This window comes from Microcystis sp. M179S2 (assembly GCF_020245805.1).
Lineage (GTDB): Bacteria > Cyanobacteriota > Cyanobacteriia > Cyanobacteriales > Microcystaceae > Microcystis > Microcystis aeruginosa.
Window position 1 is genome coordinate 1 of record NZ_JADBUE010000263.1, and the last position, 17,832, is coordinate 17,832.

Here is a 17,832-nt window from a genome sequence, read left to right on the forward strand (position 1 = left end):
ATCACCCCGATCATAACCAGAGGTGGAAGGAGATAAAACTTCGATAATTAGGCAGGGATTTAAAATTTCATCGTTGCGATTATCACTAAATAATGGTTCCCCGGCAATAATCATTAAATCTGGGTATAAACCGCGATTATACTGGGGTATCCATAGACGTAGATCGCTCGATTGAAGACGATAATTAGTTCCTCTTAAAGCTAATTTTAGCAGGACAATCAGATTAATGAGAATACTATTATGATTGATGCTTCCCCCTGTCATCTCGATAATTTCCCCGTCGTGATATTCGTGTTTAACCTCGGCTATGGTTTCTAAATTACGATATTCTTCTAAGCTGATAGTTTTGGGGGGAGATGAAGTCAACATTTTTCCAGATTAGAGATTCTTTTATTTAATCATAACACAATTAATGCTACCCATTTAATTCTAATTCCCCTTGGAGAAAATCAATAAATTGTCTAGCAGTTCTTCCCGAGCGCCCATTATGTTGGGTTGCCCATTGTTTGGCACGAAATTCTAATTCTTCTAAGCTAATTTTTAATTTAGCTAAACTGGCTAAATGACGCACTATTTCCAAATATTTTTCTTGATTAGCCGGTTCAAAAGTGAGGGTTAAACCAAAGCGATCACTAAAGGATAATTTTTCTTGTACTGTGTCCCAATTATGCACTTCATCACTATCTTTTGGTCGGGGTCGATCCGCAAAAAATTCTCTGACTAAATGTCGGCGATTAGAAGTGGCATAAACTACGACATTTTTCGGTCTAGCGGTGACGCTTCCCTCTAAAACAACTTTTAAAGCTTTAAAAGCTTCATCATCTTCTTCAAAGGATAAATCATCGACAAAGATAATAAATTTTTGGGGCAAATCTCGCAAGATTTCAATAATTAATGGTAGGTCTTTTAATTCCGATTTTGCCACTTCAATTAAGCGCAATCCCTGACTATGATATTTTTGCAATAATCCCTTAACCAGAGAGGATTTTCCTGAACCACGGCAACCATAGAGTAAGACATTTAAAGCGGGATAACCTGCTAATAAAAACTCAGTGTTTTTAATCAAGGTTTTCTTAGCCATTTCATAACCGACTATGTCTTGAATCTGCACGGGATCGGGATGATTAATTCCTTGTAATCTGCCTTCTTGCCACCTTAAAGCTTGATAACGGGCAAAAATTCCTGTACCACACTCACGATAATAATCGGCTAGAGCTTCGACTAATTCCGTCCAATCTAAACTAGAATGGAGGAAACTTTCTAATTTATTGTCCACTTCCCAAGCGGGGAAAATTAGAAATTTAATTTGTTCAAAAACTGTCGAATTACTTAAGCTATAAATGCTAGAGTTATAAAGAGATTGGAGGATAGATAAATCCTGTTTAACGCCATTAATTAAAGATTCGGGTAACTCCCAAACACTTTTTTTCTGTACCTGTTGACTAAAGGGATTATCATCTAATAAAATTTGTTCGATTAGAAAATCATTCCAACTGATATTTCTGGATGCTAAAGCTTGAAACAATTGACCATAAGCTTTGAGAAAATCGGCAACATTATCCGTAGATAATAGGGTAATAAATGCCTGGCCAATAGCATTATCAAAAACCCCTTGATACAAAACTAACAAGCTGACTTTTTTGTAAATTTCAGAGTTCATTTTTAATTCTCCACTAATAACTAAGATTTCATGGCCGCCTTTTTGCAATTTCTAATCCGATTTAATAATTGCCGCCTTGTAGCCGAGGGAATGCCAATCAGTTATTATACTAGCAAGATAGGGCGATATCTGCAACATTAAGGTTAAAAAGGGAGAAATGCCTACCGACTAATTCTTAGGATTTCTTGAATTGATTCTCGATAAAATTGATAACTTATAGCAGTTATCTTCATGGTGAGGTGCAAAGTTTTCGTTTTGGGGAGACGGTCGATGATACCCTGTCAGGTTACACATCATCTTGAGGAGAAACGCTATATTTGATAAAATTTAACCAATCTTGGATTTCCTGTCCTAACCAGAGACATTCATCCTCGCGGAGATTCTGACCGATCAGATAATAATTTTTAGCCGTCCGCAGACGAATCTGATAGTTACCTTCTGTGCCATTGCTATGGAGAAAAATACCCCATAAATCTTGAGTTCTGAAGGCAAATTTTTGGTAGATAAAATTGAAAACTTTATATTTAATTAAAACTTCTTGAGGTGTAAGAATTAATTGCATCTCACGCAAACAAATAAAACCAATTAGAGCTACAATAAAGGTAAGAATCGGGGAGATAAAGACAGTGACAGTAAGGACAATCGCCAAAGACCAGAGGGTAGCTGCATCGGAAGGTAGCTTAATTTTTGGGGGTAAATTAATCTCTAAATTATCCCGGTGTTTAGCGATACGGATGGAACTGTGGGGAGGTTTTGGTAATTTCTTAGGATCGATTAAACTTGATGCTTGGCGATAGTAGGGATGTTGGAGAAATTTCAGAGCTTCTCTGGCACTTTTAAACCGCTTTTCTACCGCTACATCGGTCATAGTTTCTAACCAATCGATTAAATCATCATCAATTGTCACCCGTTGGCGAAATTGAATTTTAGAGTCGCGGTGGGGCAATTCTATCGGGACAATTCCCGTCAATAAATGAATTAAAGTCATACCTAAGGCATATAAATCAGAACTGGGAACCGCCCGGCCCCAAAATTGTTCTAGAGGTGCATAACCACTCGTTCCCACCACAGTAAAAGTAACTCCCGTCACTGCACCGCGGGACTGGACTGCCCCAAAATCTACTAAATAAACGTTATTTTCCGAGTTAATAATTAAATTACTAGGTTTAATATCTCGATGTAATACTGGGGGCGATAATTCGTGCAAATAAATGAGAATTTCGAGAACTTCTTCGGCAATAGTCCGAATTACCGTAGCGGTGAAACGTTGCCCCCTTTCTAAGCGCTCGCTTAGGGATTCTCCCGGTATATAATCTTGTACAAGCACAAACCAAGGAATCCCGTCACCTTGATTTTTATCGAGGGAAAAATAATCGCGATAGCGGGGAATACGGGGATGATGGAGAGAAGCTAAGACGGCTGCCTCCCGTTCAAATAATTTTAATTCTTCCCACTCCATCTGGGGACTAAAAGCGAGGAGTTTAATAATTACCGATTCTTGGGATAATACATCTATAGCTAACCAAGTTTGACGACCGATAGCGGTATTTCCTAGGCGTTGTTGTAGTTGGTAACGTTCAGCTAAAAGAGAATCAGAAGTAAAGGTCATAGTGGCTTTTCCCTTATTTAGGGTCTGCTGAAAAAGTTTTTCCTGGGGACAGGGGTTGGGGGGGCCACACCCCACACCCCACACCCCACCCCTATAACTGATTTAGAAAAACCAACCGTAGGAATGAAGACCTTTACCTAAAAGATTCACCCCTAAATAACATACCCAAACCACAACAAAACCACTCGCCGCTAGAATAGCTGGTTTTCTTCCCTGCCATCCCCGGGTAATGCGGGCATGGAGATAAGCGGCAAACACTAACCAAGTGATTAGCGCCCAAGTTTCTTTCGGATCCCAACTCCAATAGGAACCCCAAGCTTCATTCGCCCAAACCGCCCCGGCGATGATACCGATAGTGAGAAGGGGAAAACCGAGACCAATGACCCGATAACTGATATTATCGAGGGTTTCTGCCAAGCTGAGACGTTGGGGCGAAAGGGTCGTCATCGCTGTTAAGGTGGGAGTTAAAAGGGCGGTTGTGCCACCGTTAGCCGTTTCCATGAAAATTGGGGCGGAAAGAGTGGTAGATAACTTATTTTGCAGACGATAGGCCCCCGTACCCACGGAACTGCCTTTTAACTCGATATTTTGACCTCTAGTGACGATCAGAAAAGCGATCGCCATCAGGGAACCCACCATCAAAGCAGCATAACTTAACATCATGACGCTAACGTGCATCATCAGCCAATTCGATTTTAAAGCTGGAACCAAGGGCGCCGAAGTTTGCATTTCCCCGGGTAAAGACAAAGTGGCAAAAGCAGTAATCCCCATGGCTACAGGAGTCGTCACCACCCCCACCAGGCGACTGCGGCTATTGTACTCAGCAATTAAATGAACCGCAGTTACACCCCAAGCGAGAAAGAATAAAGATTCGTAAAGATTGCTGATGGGGAAATAACCCGCTTCTAACCAGCGCGCCCCCAATAAAGCGGCGATACAGAGGTTAGCGATGGCCACTCCCGTGCTGCCCAGGCCGGGCAACAAAGGTATGCTAGGAAAGGCTGCCCCGGCCCAATAAACCAGCATGGTTAAAAACAGGACTAAAAAAGAAGTGTTATCGAGAAAGTTCTCTAAGCTAACTAAATTCATGGGATTTCTCTCGTTTGTCGCTCGCTCGCTACCAAGTATTCCATCCTCTATCCTATCCCATCGGTAAGGCGATCGAGACAGGGAATTGTTAGTATGAACTTTGCATTTTCACTCTGACCCACCCTAAAAATTATGGCTAATCAAGAAGATAATCAATTTTCCTGGTCGCGTTTGCCTCTGTTAGGCAAAATCCTGATCATTTGTTCTGGTGTTGCCGCTTTAGGCTATTTTCTTATCCCTCGTCCCTCAGAATTATCCAATATTCCCCTCGAACCCTACAGCGAATTTATCAGTAGAGTGGAACGGGGCGACATCAGTAATGTCAAAATTGGCAATCAAGTCATCTATTATCAATTAAAAAATCCTTTAGAATCCCTGCCTATTCCGGGTAATCCCCCCGTTAATCCCCCAGAATCAAGTCATCCCTTTTACGGTGATTCTAGTTCTCTGGACAGCAAACCAAGCAGTAATCTAGTCTCCAGACGAGTCTTGGCCACGATTCCAGTCGATAACCCCCAATTACCCCAACTATTACAGCAAAAAGGCGTAATCTTCGAGGCGATTCCTGTGGCCGAAAACAGTTGGATCACCACTCTCCTCGCTTGGGTGGTTCCTCCCTTAATTTTAGTCGCCGCCATGCAGTTTCTGTTCTATCGCAACGATGACACGCGTAAATCACTGCTTTTTAATAAAAATCTCGCTAAAGTTTACGGAGACGGCGAAAAATATCCGATTACCTTCAGTGATGTGGCCGGGGCCGAGGAAGCAAAAACCGAGTTAAAGGAAATTGTCGAATTTCTCAAGGATGCCGAGCGCTTTAATAAAATTGGGGCGCGTATTCCTAAAGGTGTTCTCTTGGTCGGACCGCCGGGGACGGGAAAAACCCTCTTAGCAAAAGCGGTCGCGGGGGAAGCGGGAGTGACGTTTTTTAGCATTTCGGCCTCGGAATTCGTGGAATTATTTGTCGGGACCGGGGCAGCCCGGGTGCGGGATCTATTTGCCCAAGCGAAGAAAAATGCCCCTAGCATCATTTTTATTGATGAATTGGACGCGATCGGTAAATCGAGAAGTTCGGGATCGGGAACTAGCGGCAGCAATGATGAGCGCGAGCAGACTTTAAACCAACTTTTGACAGAAATGGACGGTTTTAGCCCCAAAGAAGCCGTCGTCATCGTTTTAGCCGCCACCAATCGCCCAGAGACTCTTGATGCCGCTTTATTGCGTCCGGGGCGCTTTGATCGCCAAGTTTTGGTGGATCGTCCCGATTTAGCGGGAAGATTGGCAATTTTGCAAATATACGCCCAACGAGTCCAGATGGGTGAAGATGTTAACCTCAAAGCGATCGCCACCCAAACCCCCGGTTTTGCCGGTGCCGATTTAGCCAATCTCGTCAATGAGGCTGCTCTCTTGGCCGCCCGTAATAATCGGGAAAAAGTCAGTCAAATTGATTTTAAAGAGGCGATAGAAAGAGTTATCGCTGGCTTAGAAAAGAAAAGTCGGGTTTTATCGGAAAAAGAAAAGAAAATCGTCGCTTATCACGAAGTTGGCCATGCTTTAGTCGGTGCTGTCATGCCGGGAGGTGGTCGGGTGGAGAAAATTTCCATCGTTCCCCGGGGTTTATCCGCTTTGGGTTATACCCTGAAAATTCCCACGGAAGACCGTTTTTTGATGACAGAAACCGAATTTAAAGAACAAATTACTATGTTATTGGGCGGTCGGGCAGCCGAAGAATTAATCTTTGGCAGTGTCACTAATGGCGCTTCCGATGATTTACAAAGGGCGACGGATATTGCTGAAAGAATGGTGACAATGTATGGTATGAGTAAATCCCTGGGACCCCTAGCCTACGATAAAACAGGACAGGCTAATTTTTTAGGTAATAATCAGGGTAGTCCCCGCCGTTCGATCGGGGAAAATACGGCCAAAGCGATCGATGAAGAAGTTAAACAAATTATCGACGCTAGTTACCAAAAAGCCCTAGCAATTCTCAGTCACAACCGCAATTTATTAGAGTCGATTACCGCTAATCTTTTGACCACCGAAGTAATCGAAGGAGAAGAATTGCAAGAATTCTTAAATCAAGCGCAAATGGTCTGATCAATCCCCATAAATAGGGTCTGCTGAAAAAGTTTTTCGTGGGGAAGTGGGGAAGTGGGGAAGTGGGGAGAACAAAGCTGCCTTTTGCCTTTTGCCTTTTGCCTTTTGCCTTTTGCCTCTCCTCATAACTAGGGTTTGCTGAATAAATAATCGAGAATATCTAACTTAAGGAGAGGAGAGGATCAAGGCATTGGAAAACTGGTATTTCCCTGCTTTGACGGTTAATTTGCCCTTTTTCCAACCCAAAGAAACGGGAGAGTTATCTCGACTTAAACTGTTATAAAGGGCGAAATTTTTTGACCAATCGTGCTTTTGACCGTTACGAATTAAAATCGGCAGTAGATTGATTTGATTATAGGTCAATTGTAAACTCTGCCCTTGACTGCCTTTAAATAAAACCCTGCCCTGATTAATTTGAGTTAAATTTACTTGACTTTTTTGCTTAAATATGATCTTAAAATTCTCATAACTGCCCTGGGTTGCCGCTTCCCCCACTTCCAGAGCAAAACCCGCATAATTGTTACCTGTGGGTAAAGCTTGGTAGGTATTATCATCGGGATAAGGGGAATTAGGAATCTCGATCATTTCAGGAGAAGAAAGATTTATTAATCTCAGGGCTAACCAAGTTTTTTCTAATTGAATAAACCAGATATTATCATCTTTTTCTACCTTGGCAGTTTTCGGTAATTGCCAGAAAAAAGCTTGGTCTGCTGGTCGTAACCAGATTAAAAGATTACGATATTGTCCGATTTCATCCCCGGGATTTTTGCCCGGTTTTACGCCATTTTTGCCAGTGTTAGCCACAAAAAAATCCACACCTTTGTGTTGATTAAAGGCCATTAATTTAAACGGGGCCACATCGCCATCGGGGAAAGTTCCCACCAGACTACCCATTTGATAACTAGCCCCGATAAATTGAGTTTCCCAATAACCCGGACTTTGATTATTGCCCGGTTTCCAGTTTTCATACAGGGGTTTACTGGCGAGAATTTCTACCGGTTTATTAAAGTTTTTTCGGGCTAATTCCATCACTGCCAAAGGAGGACGATAACCACTGGTAATTAGATAAAGAGAGTCCAATTCCGGGCGATTATTGGGGACAGGGGTATCACCAAAGTATAGCCAAAAAGTGCGGGCTGCGTGCGATCGCATTACGCCATGGCCATCACCATAATCGCGTTTTACAGGGCCACCCCAACCACCGCGATAATATTTAACACTAGCGGCCATGGATAACCAATCTAAGGCCATTTTTGCCCATTGTTTAACTTCCGTATCTTGAGCAAAATCGTAGAGATTGAGATAGGGAGCAAAGGTGTGACCGTGATAAACTTCTGAATCCCATTCTCCCATACCGATGTTATATAAAGCTGAAACGTAACGCTTAATTTTACTTTTATAAATTTGACGAGTTGCTTCATTTCCGGTTTCTTCGGCCATCAGATAAACCGATGTTTCGCGCATCGCTCGCAGGTTATCAGTATTGCGACTATCTACCCATAAACCCCGTCTTGTTATACTCCAATCATTACCCGTTCCTTGGCCCGTACCGTGGACAGGATGGGGCCGTTGTAAAGGGTCGGTTTCTGTCCAAATTTTCGCCGCATTATACATTCTCTGACGATAAACAGGATCGAGATATTTTCCGAGCAGAAAATATTTTCTAATTTGTCCTTTCAGGGTAAAAGAAAAATAATAATCTATATAATCAGTGTGGGCCTGTTCCCGTTTTTGTGGGTCATCCTGCTGCAGGAAATCTAGGGCTTTTTGCCGGTTTCCTGCCAAGAAATCAAACATGGCCATAGGATAGGATCTTTTCTCGTTTTCTCCCCACAAATTGCCATAACTTTCTGCCTTAGCAAAATGGTTAATAACTTGCTTGGCCCTTTGTTGAAATTCTGCCTCTAATTCCGGTGTCCAATCGTTAAGATATTGGGATTTAACTTCGGCAACGGGGAAGGAAGCGATCGAGTTTTGAGAAACAGAATAGAGGGAATTAAAGCCAATAGTAAATAGGGCAATTATTACCGCTAAAATTAGATATTTAATTCTAGATCCAATCGTCATCTTCGGCAAATTCATCGATGTTTCCTTGATTTTCTGGGGACTCAGGTTTATTTTCTTTATCTAATTGTAAAGGAACTGGTTCAGGAGGGATAATTTCTGGTAATAATTCTTCGGGTTTTTGACCATCTACCTCCACCACAATCATTTCTGTGACGGGAAACCAAAGTATGCGGCCTTGATCGTCACAAACCGTCAGCGATCGAGATTTATCTGGAGTCTCGGTTGCGAAGAAATCTCCTAACATTTTGGTGGGTAAAATATTCTTACTTTCACCCCCAATAACTCCTAGGAATATATATTCGTTACCTGTGGTCAAATGTTGGACAATAATCGCCATAGTTAAAAAATTCAGTCAATGAAATGTACTTATTGATAAGCTGTTGACTCTTGAATAATAGCTTTCAGCCATGAGCTTTCCACTGATAACTGATTACTGATTACTGATAACTGATTACTGCTTAACTTGACTGCCGTGACTGCGAGGATCGGTTTGACTAGCGCCCGCAAGGATATTAAAATCAGAAGCCTGTCCCGTAGTGGTGGCATAGGGTAGGGTAGAATTGGTTAAAAGTGCTTCTAAATTAGCGGTTAAAATTGATTTTGGTTGTTCTCCGATCGCTTGGGCAACTGGTTGTCCTTGATTATTTAAAAAGACAAAATGGGGAATACCATCCACGCGATAACGGAGAATTTCCGGCAACCATTTATTATTATCAACGTTGAGCATGACAAAATTAATGGCATTACCGTATTGTTTTTTAATTTCGGCAATTTCAGCGGCCATCGCCTGACAACTGGTACACCAATTAGCATAAAATTCTGTCAGGGTGGGTTTACCATTGCTGAGGGCAAGATCGAAAGGTGTCGCTTTTTCCGCTTGCGCTTCCAAAGATACAGAACTAGCGGTGGTTTGAAACCCCAAGAAAATCGCTACACTAAGGATAACTGCCGTTACTGCCAGCAGCAGATTTCTGGTTTTGTTGGTGGGTGTGGTGGCTGTCATGGATAGTCTCTCAAAAATTATTCCTATCCTATCCTATCCTCATGAAAAAACGCGTTACTCTCACTTTTCCCAAAAAAGCCGTCCATATGCCCGTTACCTATCGACTGGCGAAGGATTTTAATGTCGCCGCTAATATTATCCGCGCCCAAGTTGCCCCCAATCAAGTGGGAACATTAGTATTAGAATTATCGGGAGATATCGATGAGTTAGAAGCGGCGATCGAATGGTTACAATTACAAAATATTGGCGTTTCCCAAGTTAGTCGCGAAATCGTCATTGATGAAGAAAAATGCGTCGATTGTGGGTTATGTACGGGAGTTTGTCCCACGGAAGCTTTAACCCTTGATCCCGAAAGTTTTCGTCTCAAGTTTTTGCGTTCCCGTTGTGTGGTTTGTGAACAATGTATCCCCACTTGTCCCGTGGCGGCAATTTCCACAAACTTGTAAAGTAGCAGTTATTAAATTAATTTTTTTGCCCATTTAAATAATAGCCATCTCTGGAGATTTTAAGCCTTCATTTGTCTCCAACGCGGTTAATCGTCACAAATATCCCGTTCCCTTTCTGCCTAAAGACCCTTTCTCCGATACCATAGTTAAAAAGAGATTGCTGACTCTGGCCACATCTGTGGGGATTACATACCATTAATCATGGTTTTTTTGCAAAAAATACAAAAAACTTGACATGACTTCTGCCGTTCCTCGCCTTTCCTATCCTGATAGTCCGATTGCTGATCTTCGCGGCCTCTATAACTTTATCCTCAACCCGCAACTGTTAGCCGCAGAAAAGGGAAATCCGTCGATCGTTAGTTTTTGTCAAAAAATTTCCCCCGTTGATCCCCTAGAAATTCTCTCTCGGATTGCCTCTAGCTATGCCACCCATTGTTATTGGGAAAATCCCGAACGAGAAACCGCTTTTCTCGGCTACGGCATCGCCTTTGCTGCCACTTTCCACGGCAAACAACGTTTTTTAAAAGCTCAAAAATTTATTGAAAACTGTCAACAAAGAATTATTAAAATTGATAACTATAGCGAGATTACTCCCCGCATCTTTTGTAGTTTCACTTTTTTCGACTCGGAAAGAGCTACCCCCTTTCCCTCAGCTACCCTAACCCTGCCTAAGTTTCAAATTATCAAAAAACAGTCGGAATATTTTTTCCTTACCAATCTCCTAATCACCGGCGAAAAAGAAATAGAAAACTCCCTCGAAGAAACTATCAACAACCTCAAAATTATCCAAAATAACTCGAGCAATTGCCGACAAAATCCCCATCAGGCTCCCTGTAGTTATTATATTCATCCTACCTATAATTTTCAAGCGGCTGTTGCCGATGCCCTCCAATCTATCCAGGCTCAAAAATTTAGCAAAATTGTCCTCGCTCACGCTCTTGACGTGATTTCTCCCCGTCCTTTTCATCTGGTAAACTGTCTCGATAATTTGCGTCAGCGTCATCCCGATTGCTATACTTTTTCCCTCGGCAATGGACGGGGAGATCATTTTATCGGCGCTAGTCCCGAACGCTTGCTAACTGTCCATCAGGGGCAATTAATCACCGATGCTTTAGCGGGATCCGCTCCCCGGGGAGAAAATGCGATCGAAGATGCTCTTTTAGCCAATAAACTCCTCGCTAGTGAAAAAGAACAACGGGAACATCGGGCTGTTAGTGACTTTATTAACCAAAAACTGCGACAAATTGGCTTAAATCCGCAAAATTCTCCCTCTAGATTGTTAAAACTCTCCAATATTCAACATCTCTGGACTCCTATCCATGCCAAACTAAAACCCTCCATCCATCCCCTCGAAATTGTTGCCCAACTACACCCCACTCCTGCTGTTGCTGGGGTTCCCACGGAGATCGCTTTAGCACAAATTCGTCATTATGAAACCTTCGATCGCTCTCTTTATGCCGCTCCTTTGGGTTGGATCGATTGTCAAAATAATAGTGAGTTTATTGTTGGTATTCGTTCGGCCTTAATTAAAGGCGATCGAGCGCGATTATACGCCGGTGCGGGTATTGTTGCCGGTTCCGATCCGGAAAAAGAACTAGCAGAAATTCAGCTTAAATTTCAAGCTCTCTTAAAAGCTTTAACTTAAACTGTAGCTTGTTACCGAACTAATAACTTAAATAAGTCTAATTTACCCTTAAAAGGCGGATATTTTAAAGCGGGATTGAACCAAAGAGGTGTTTTCATAATCGCTTTTTGGTGACTAAAATTCTCAAAGGAAAAACGACCATGATAGCTACCAATACCGCTATTTCCTCGACCACCAAAGGGTAAACTAGGATTAGTAAAATGAAAACTATTGTTGTTAATACAACCTCCCCCAAACTGGACTGATTCTAGCCATTTCTTTTCGGTCTTTGCCTTGGTAGTAAACAGATAAAAAGCTAGAGGGTTAGGGTTTTTAGCAATAATTGCTAAAGCTTCCTCAAAAGTGCTAAAGGCAATGATCGGTAAAATTGGACCGAATATTTCCCCTTGCATAATAGGAGCATCGAGGGAAACATTAGTTAATAAAGTTGGTTGAATATATAAATTTTCTCGATCGGTTTTGCCTCCAAAAACAATCTCACCATCTTGGAGAAAGTCAATCAGGCGATCAAATTGTTTCTCATTAATTATCTTACCATAATCAGCACTTAATCTCGCATCTTCACCAAAAAAATTAACAATAGTATTGGCTAATTCTCTGATCAAATTCTCCTGCTGGGATTGATGTACCAAAATATAATCAGCTGCGATACACATTTGACCACAATTAGAGAATTTTGTCACGGCAATGCGACGGGTTGCCACGGAAATATTAGCATCAGCTTCGATAACACAGGGACTTTTTCCCCCTAATTCTAGAGTAACGGGAATTAACTTTGCTGCCGCTAGTTGATAAATAATTTTTCCTACCCTTGTACTGCCAGTAAAAAATATCTGATCAAAGGTAAAACTGTCTAACATATTCGGAATTACTTCCGCACCATCTCCTGGGACAATTAACACATATTCTTCGGGGAATATTTCTTCAATTATTTTAACTACTAATTTTTCCGTCGCTGAGGCAAATTCACTCGGTTTTAATACCGCACAGTTACCTGCAGCAATGGCACCGACTAAAGGCACTAATAACAATTGGAGGGGATAATTCCAAGCACCAATAATTAAAACCACTCCTAAAGGTTCCCGAATAATCTGACTGGAGGATGGGAAATTTAAGAGATTAGTTTTAACAGTTTTGGGTTGCATCCATGAGCGCAAATTTTTTAAAGCGGTATTAATTTCCACCAAAAGGAAGCCATTTTCAGTAATCCAACAATCTTCGGGACTTTTCTTTAAATCGCTATATAAAGCTCGATATATCTCTGCTTCATATTTAATGATTGCCTGTTTTAACTTCTCTAACTGCTGACGACGGAATTGATAGGAACGAGTTGCACCACTGGCAAAATACTGACGCAATTTGGCTAATTTTTCTGAGTTTGACAGCATCGAAATAATTCCTAAGTTAATAATGAAATTCTATGGCATCCACTGGGGACGAATTCCCGCTAGAGGTAATTCAATTAAATCAGATTTACTGGCTTTTACTCCATCTTGTAGGGGAGGAATTAACATCCACAAACGACCACCGATAATTGTTTCTCCCGAATCGGTAGTCAAGGGATTAGTAGGATTAGTATCATAACTGGTGCGAAGTTGATCAAAAATAATTGCTAAACTATCGGGAGATAAACTAATGTGAATATCACGATAATCAGCTAATTCCAGTAGGGGAGTCACTTGACCAGTCTTTACATCTATTTTAGCAAAATAGGGTTTTTCTTTGTACTCTTGACTATTAGTCACTAACTCAGTTAACAAACAATACAAATCACTACCAGTGGCATTAAATTGACAATCTATAATCGAACCTTGTAGATTGAGTAAGCGTTTTTGTAATCCTTGATTATTGACATAAAAAAGCGATCGAATATAACGCATTTTGGCATTATCAGTATTAAAATTTACCATTGCCGCAGCCGTACCATCAGCAGAAAAATTCAAAATTCGCCCAAATTTTGGTAAAAAATCCAGGGGTTTTGTCTCGAATTTTAAGGGCAAAAGCGCAATTCCTTCCCCCTGGGTGACAGCCAAAGTTTTACTATCAGGTGCGATCAAAAATTCCCCGCCTTGGATGTTTAATTGTTGGGGTTTTTCCCCTGATTTAACTGCCCATAAATCGAAGTTAATCGGATTGCGGCGCTCAATTCTCTGCACGACAATAGTTTCCCCATCTTTAGCTAAATCAAAGTGATTATTTTGATAATCTTTATTGTCTAGCACTAACTCAATTTTTAGAGGCGATTGACTGCTATCAACTTGGTAAAGCTGCAGTTCACGAATTCCCTCTATCCCCCGATTTTTCGCCACGGCCGAAAAGAGAATTTTTTTACCATCAGGATAGAATTCAAAAGCCATAACGGTCAAATTTGCGGGGGTTAAGAGGGTTTTCTTCTCCTCGGTCAAGTTATAAAAAATTAATCTTCCCTGTTCTTCCCCATTAGTGCCAATATAGGCAAAAGCACGATCGCGACTTTTAAATTCTCTTTCAAAAATTGCCAGGGTTTGTCCTAATCGATTACCGCTGCGAAATTGTTCCCGCGCACCTTCAATTTGCAGATGATATTTTTCTCCGTAGGGAATGGGAGAAGTGAGGGTATAAGCTAATCGTCTTCCGGCCCAACTCAACTTACCCGGCAGCGGAGGATCGATAACTAGATTTTTTTCTACACTAGCATGATCCATGGGGCGATCAAAAGTGATAATAAATGCTTGATCTTCTGAGCCAATTTCTCGATTTTCCCAGCTAAATTCCTTGACCCTTGGACCGGTTTGCAAAAGACATTGATTACCACAGCTATTACCTAACCAAATTAAGCCGCCAATTACTAAGGTTAGCGATACAATTAATGTTATCGCTAATTTATCAATCGGTTGTAGTTGTAAGGTCTTGATCATTATAGTAGATGGTTAGAAACAACTGATAACTGATAACTGATAACTGTTAATATCCGTAGGGATCCACAGGAGTGGGTATAGATTTCACGGATTTAGCCTTAATTACTAATTGTCTTCTGGTGGTTGATTTTCCCACCTCTACGGGTAAAGATTCCGTGGCCATTTCTCCGGTGATTTCTAACCAAGTGTCATTGGGATATTGACCGCGACTTCCTGATAGTTTCACCGGCAAACCCACGGGATAAGCATCCACGGCACAACAGGTAAGAATAAAGCGACTAATTAATAAATAATTATCGGGTAACTGGGGCAATTGTACCACAAAACCTGTGACTTTTACCGGTTGTCCCGTGTAAGCATCAGGTTCGGGGTAAGCATTCAAAGTTCTTACCCATTCAATTAAACTTTTTTCCTCTGGTTTAACGGTAGTGCCAAAGGATTGAGTTTGCAAGCGAGTTAGGGGTAAAGATTCACTAATTCCCCTCTGTAATGCGATTTGACTGCTGAGGGGCTGCGGGGTGATAAATAGGCCTAAAAGGGCAGTTATTACTAATAAACCTGAGCCAAAATGTTGGGGAAGAATGGTAATATGCGATCGATTATCGTTACTATCTAAATTAATCTTTTTTTGCCACTGTTTTAATAATGTCCAAAGCTTGACTATTCCCAGAACAAATAAAGCAATACTGGTGATGAGAACCAGAATAAAATAATTAGGATGTATCAGTAAATTTAAATGTCCAGTTATCCAGTATTTAAATAGTAACGAACCCCAACCGATTAGGGCAATAACATCGATAAATTGGGGGGCGATTATTTTTAGACGTGATGAATTCATGGGAAAAACTATCCGGGTACTGACCTAAAATAAATAACTGTGAGCCAAGGTGAGTAAAAAAGTCATTTGCGCTGCTAAAGCAAAGAGATAAATTAACATTCTCGGTTTAAAAATAGACAACATTAAACCAATCCCTTTCAGGTCAATCATTGGACCGAACACTAAAAAAGCCAGCAGGGAACTACTGGTAAAACTAGAGGCAAAGGAGAGAGCAAAAAAAGAATCAACCGTGGAACAAATCGAAACAATTACCGCTAACAGCATCATGGCCAAGATCGAAGTAATCGGATCCTGACCCAAATTAAGAACAAATTCCCGGGGAACAAACACCTGTAAACCGGCCGCTATAGCACTTCCTAAGATTAACACTCCTCCTAATTCCCGTAATTCCATCACCACGTTTTCCACAAAAGTTAACCAGCGCCTTTTCATCGGGATAGCTTGCACTGCTGGTAGGACAGCAGTAGCGGCAAAACTTTCATCTAAGCGCAAAGTTTGCCCAGAATTACCGATCAGAAAAGAACCGGATTGTAGTAGTAGTGGGATAGATTCTTTTTCCGGTGTTTGCGGTTGCCAATTGAGACTTTTTGCCAAAGAGGTTTGGAGGAGCGGTCGGGGATCTTTTTGGATACTAAAGATAATACCGATAACCGTAGCGATGAACAAAGAAAAGATAACTCGATAGAAAACAATTTCCGGTTGATCGCGAAAAGCTACCCAAGTGGACCAGATAACAATCGGGTTAATTGTCGGCGCTGCTAAGAGAAAACTAACCGCTACTGCATTCGGCATTCCTTGCACAAGTAAACGTCGCGCCACCGGCACATTGCCACACTCGCAGACGGGAAACAAAAAACCAATACATCCCCCCACAAATGCTCCTAAAACAGCATTTCGAGGCATCAAGGCAACTAGGCGACGTTCATCGACAAATATTAAAAGAATACTAGAGAGAATCACCCCTAGCAGTAAAAAAGGCATCGCTTCCACCAACAGGCTCAGGAATAGGGTAAAGGCATTTTGTAGTTGACTCATCTATCCTCGCCTTGGCAATTAGAGGTTTAGGGGTAAAGACTTAGGAACCCTAGAAAAAGGTTCATCTATCAGTTATCAGTGACCAGTTATCAGTTATCAGTGACCAGTTATCCGTTATCCGTTATCCGTTACAGCCTTTCTCGTCAAGATGAAGTATAACTCAATTTGGTATTGACGACCAGCGACCGGCTCCCCAAAAGGAAAACTTCGTACCTCACCATTAAGATAACTGTTAGAGCAGATTTGAGTTTTCAGTCCACTGATTACTGTTTACTGATCACTGATCACTGAACTAGAGGACTCGATTAAGTTTGCCGCTTTGATAACCTTCTAGATCGAGGGTGACATAGATAAAGCCTAATTTTTGCAGATCAGCGACTAATTCGCTTAAATTTGTCCGATTAATAAAGTCGGGAATTGCTGCTGCCGGTAATTCAATCCGTGCCGTATCGCCGCTCGATCGCACCCGTAATTGACGATAACCTAATTTTCGCAGATAAATCTCCGCCCGTCCGACTCTTTGCAATTTCTCCAGGCTAATTTCCTCCCCGTAGGGAAAACGGGAACTTAAACAGGGTTGCGCCGGTTTATCCCACCAAGGTAAATTTAAGTAACGAGATAGTTGACGAACTTCGCTTTTTGTGATACCAATTTCCGCCAAAGGTGAACGAGCGCCGCGCTCCCTAGCGGCTTGAATTCCGGGACGATAATCCCTTAAATCATCAGCATTAACGCCATCGATGACGTAGGAATAACCACGAGCGAGAGCAAGGGGTTTAAGGGTGTCGTGTAGCTCACTTTTGCAGAAATAACAGCGATTAACGGGATTACTGGTGTAATTGGGGTTATTCATTTCCTCGGTTTCCACCAATTCGTGCCGAATACCGATATAATCGGCTTGGGCGATCGCTTCTTCTAATTCTTCCGGCAGTAGGGAGGGGGAAACCGCCGTAATTGCCAATGCTTGACCCCCTAGCAGATCATAGGCCACTTTGGCCACTAGGGTACTGTCCACGCCCCCAGAATAGGCAATCAGAGCTTTTTCGCTGGTTTTTAAGAGGTTTTGTAATTGTCCGAGTTGATCAAGTAATTGACTGTCCATGGCGGCGATTTTGGCAACTGGTTTAGGGAGACCGTTTTTTATATTGGGTATAGACAAGTAGCTTAAACCACTTGTCCCAAGAATTTGCGGCAATGAGGTAAGTAGTAGTGCAAAATAAATTTCCTAGTCAAGATAGGCACTCATGCAAGAGGCAAGAGGTGGTTAGATATGTGTAATTAATTTTGCCTAGTGGGACTTAAACAAATTTCAAGCCCAAATAAAGCCTAAACTGGCTTTGTAAGCGGCAAACACATCCAGATTCTCGGTCAGCCACTCAAAGAAACGGAAAGACATCGCTGTCCGAAAAGCTTCTAAAGCTTCCACAAAAGTGTTTAAAGGTCGAT

General features: G+C 41.8%; 15 protein-coding genes and 1 pseudogene. 3 read left to right on the forward strand and 13 right to left on the reverse strand.

All coding sequences use genetic code 11. From position 1 onward, the window contains the following. From IM500_RS16055 to ccsB, 4 genes are all read right to left on the reverse strand, one after another. The coding region (locus tag IM500_RS16055; RefSeq protein WP_287738959.1) for a Uma2 family endonuclease at positions 1-369 on the reverse strand (369 nt) is incomplete at its 3' end. Between the two features lie 46 nt (positions 370-415). Then, the gene (locus tag IM500_RS16060) at positions 416-1,660 is read right to left on the reverse strand and encodes an ATP-binding protein (RefSeq protein WP_287738961.1); all 1,245 of its coding nucleotides are present in this window, start codon (positions 1,658-1,660) and stop codon (positions 416-418) included. Between the two features lie 286 nt (positions 1,661-1,946). Next, complete coding sequence (locus tag IM500_RS16065; protein ID WP_190721486.1) at positions 1,947-3,269, reverse strand: serine/threonine protein kinase; 1,323 nt, start codon at positions 3,267-3,269, stop codon at positions 1,947-1,949. A gap of 102 nt (positions 3,270-3,371) precedes the next feature. Next, positions 3,372-4,358, reverse strand: coding sequence for a c-type cytochrome biogenesis protein CcsB (gene ccsB, locus IM500_RS16070; protein ID WP_190721488.1), 987 nt, complete (start codon positions 4,356-4,358; stop codon positions 3,372-3,374). Between the two features lie 132 nt (positions 4,359-4,490). Between ccsB and ftsH the strand changes: the two genes are divergently transcribed. Next, positions 4,491-6,455 carry an ATP-dependent zinc metalloprotease FtsH gene (gene ftsH, locus IM500_RS16075; protein WP_287738963.1) on the forward strand — a complete coding sequence of 655 codons (1,965 nt, stop codon included), beginning with the start codon at positions 4,491-4,493 and terminating at the stop codon, positions 6,453-6,455. 165 nt (positions 6,456-6,620) lie between these two features. Here the strand turns inward: ftsH and IM500_RS16080 are convergent, their stop codons facing one another. From IM500_RS16080 to IM500_RS16090, 3 genes are all read right to left on the reverse strand, one after another. Beyond that, entirely contained in the window at positions 6,621-8,537 is a 1,917-nt protein-coding gene (locus IM500_RS16080) for a hypothetical protein (protein ID WP_287738965.1), read from the reverse strand. Then, entirely contained in the window at positions 8,506-8,859 is a 354-nt protein-coding gene (locus tag IM500_RS16085) for a hypothetical protein (protein WP_287738967.1), read from the reverse strand. The genes IM500_RS16080 and IM500_RS16085 overlap by 32 nt, the downstream gene beginning before the upstream one ends. A gap of 114 nt (positions 8,860-8,973) precedes the next feature. Next, complete coding sequence (locus IM500_RS16090) at positions 8,974-9,525, reverse strand: thioredoxin family protein (protein ID WP_079205497.1); 552 nt, start codon at positions 9,523-9,525, stop codon at positions 8,974-8,976. 41 nt (positions 9,526-9,566) lie between these two features. Here IM500_RS16090 and IM500_RS16095 point away from each other — a divergent pair, with 41 nt between their 5' ends. Together IM500_RS16095 and IM500_RS16100 are read left to right on the forward strand one after the other, a co-directional pair. Beyond that, positions 9,567-9,971, forward strand: coding sequence for an NIL domain-containing protein (locus IM500_RS16095; RefSeq protein ID WP_004163818.1), 405 nt, complete (start codon positions 9,567-9,569; stop codon positions 9,969-9,971). A gap of 235 nt (positions 9,972-10,206) precedes the next feature. Next, on the forward strand, positions 10,207-11,616 hold the full coding sequence (locus IM500_RS16100; protein WP_190721497.1) for an isochorismate synthase: 1,410 nt from the start codon (positions 10,207-10,209) through the stop codon (positions 11,614-11,616). Positions 11,617-11,627: 11 nt separating this feature from the next. Here IM500_RS16100 and IM500_RS16105 read toward each other — a convergent pair whose 3' ends face one another. The 6 genes and pseudogenes from IM500_RS16105 to IM500_RS16130 all read right to left on the reverse strand — a co-directional run. Continuing rightward, positions 11,628-13,004, reverse strand: coding sequence for an aldehyde dehydrogenase (locus IM500_RS16105; RefSeq protein WP_190721499.1), 1,377 nt, complete (start codon positions 13,002-13,004; stop codon positions 11,628-11,630). Positions 13,005-13,034: 30 nt separating this feature from the next. Next, complete coding sequence (locus IM500_RS16110; protein ID WP_190721501.1) at positions 13,035-14,513, reverse strand: Ig-like domain-containing domain; 1,479 nt, start codon at positions 14,511-14,513, stop codon at positions 13,035-13,037. Positions 14,514-14,559: 46 nt separating this feature from the next. After that, a complete protein-coding gene (locus IM500_RS16115) occupies positions 14,560-15,351 on the reverse strand; it encodes a TIGR03943 family putative permease subunit (RefSeq protein ID WP_190721503.1) in 792 nt (263 codons plus the stop codon). A gap of 24 nt (positions 15,352-15,375) precedes the next feature. Then, entirely contained in the window at positions 15,376-16,386 is a 1,011-nt protein-coding gene (locus IM500_RS16120) for a permease (RefSeq protein WP_002760364.1), read from the reverse strand. 292 nt (positions 16,387-16,678) lie between these two features. Further along, the gene (gene larE, locus IM500_RS16125) at positions 16,679-17,488 is read right to left on the reverse strand and encodes an ATP-dependent sacrificial sulfur transferase LarE (RefSeq protein WP_287738972.1); all 810 of its coding nucleotides are present in this window, start codon (positions 17,486-17,488) and stop codon (positions 16,679-16,681) included. A gap of 207 nt (positions 17,489-17,695) precedes the next feature. Further along, positions 17,696-17,832, reverse strand: a pseudogene (locus IM500_RS16130) (IS701 family transposase); the annotation flags it as partial.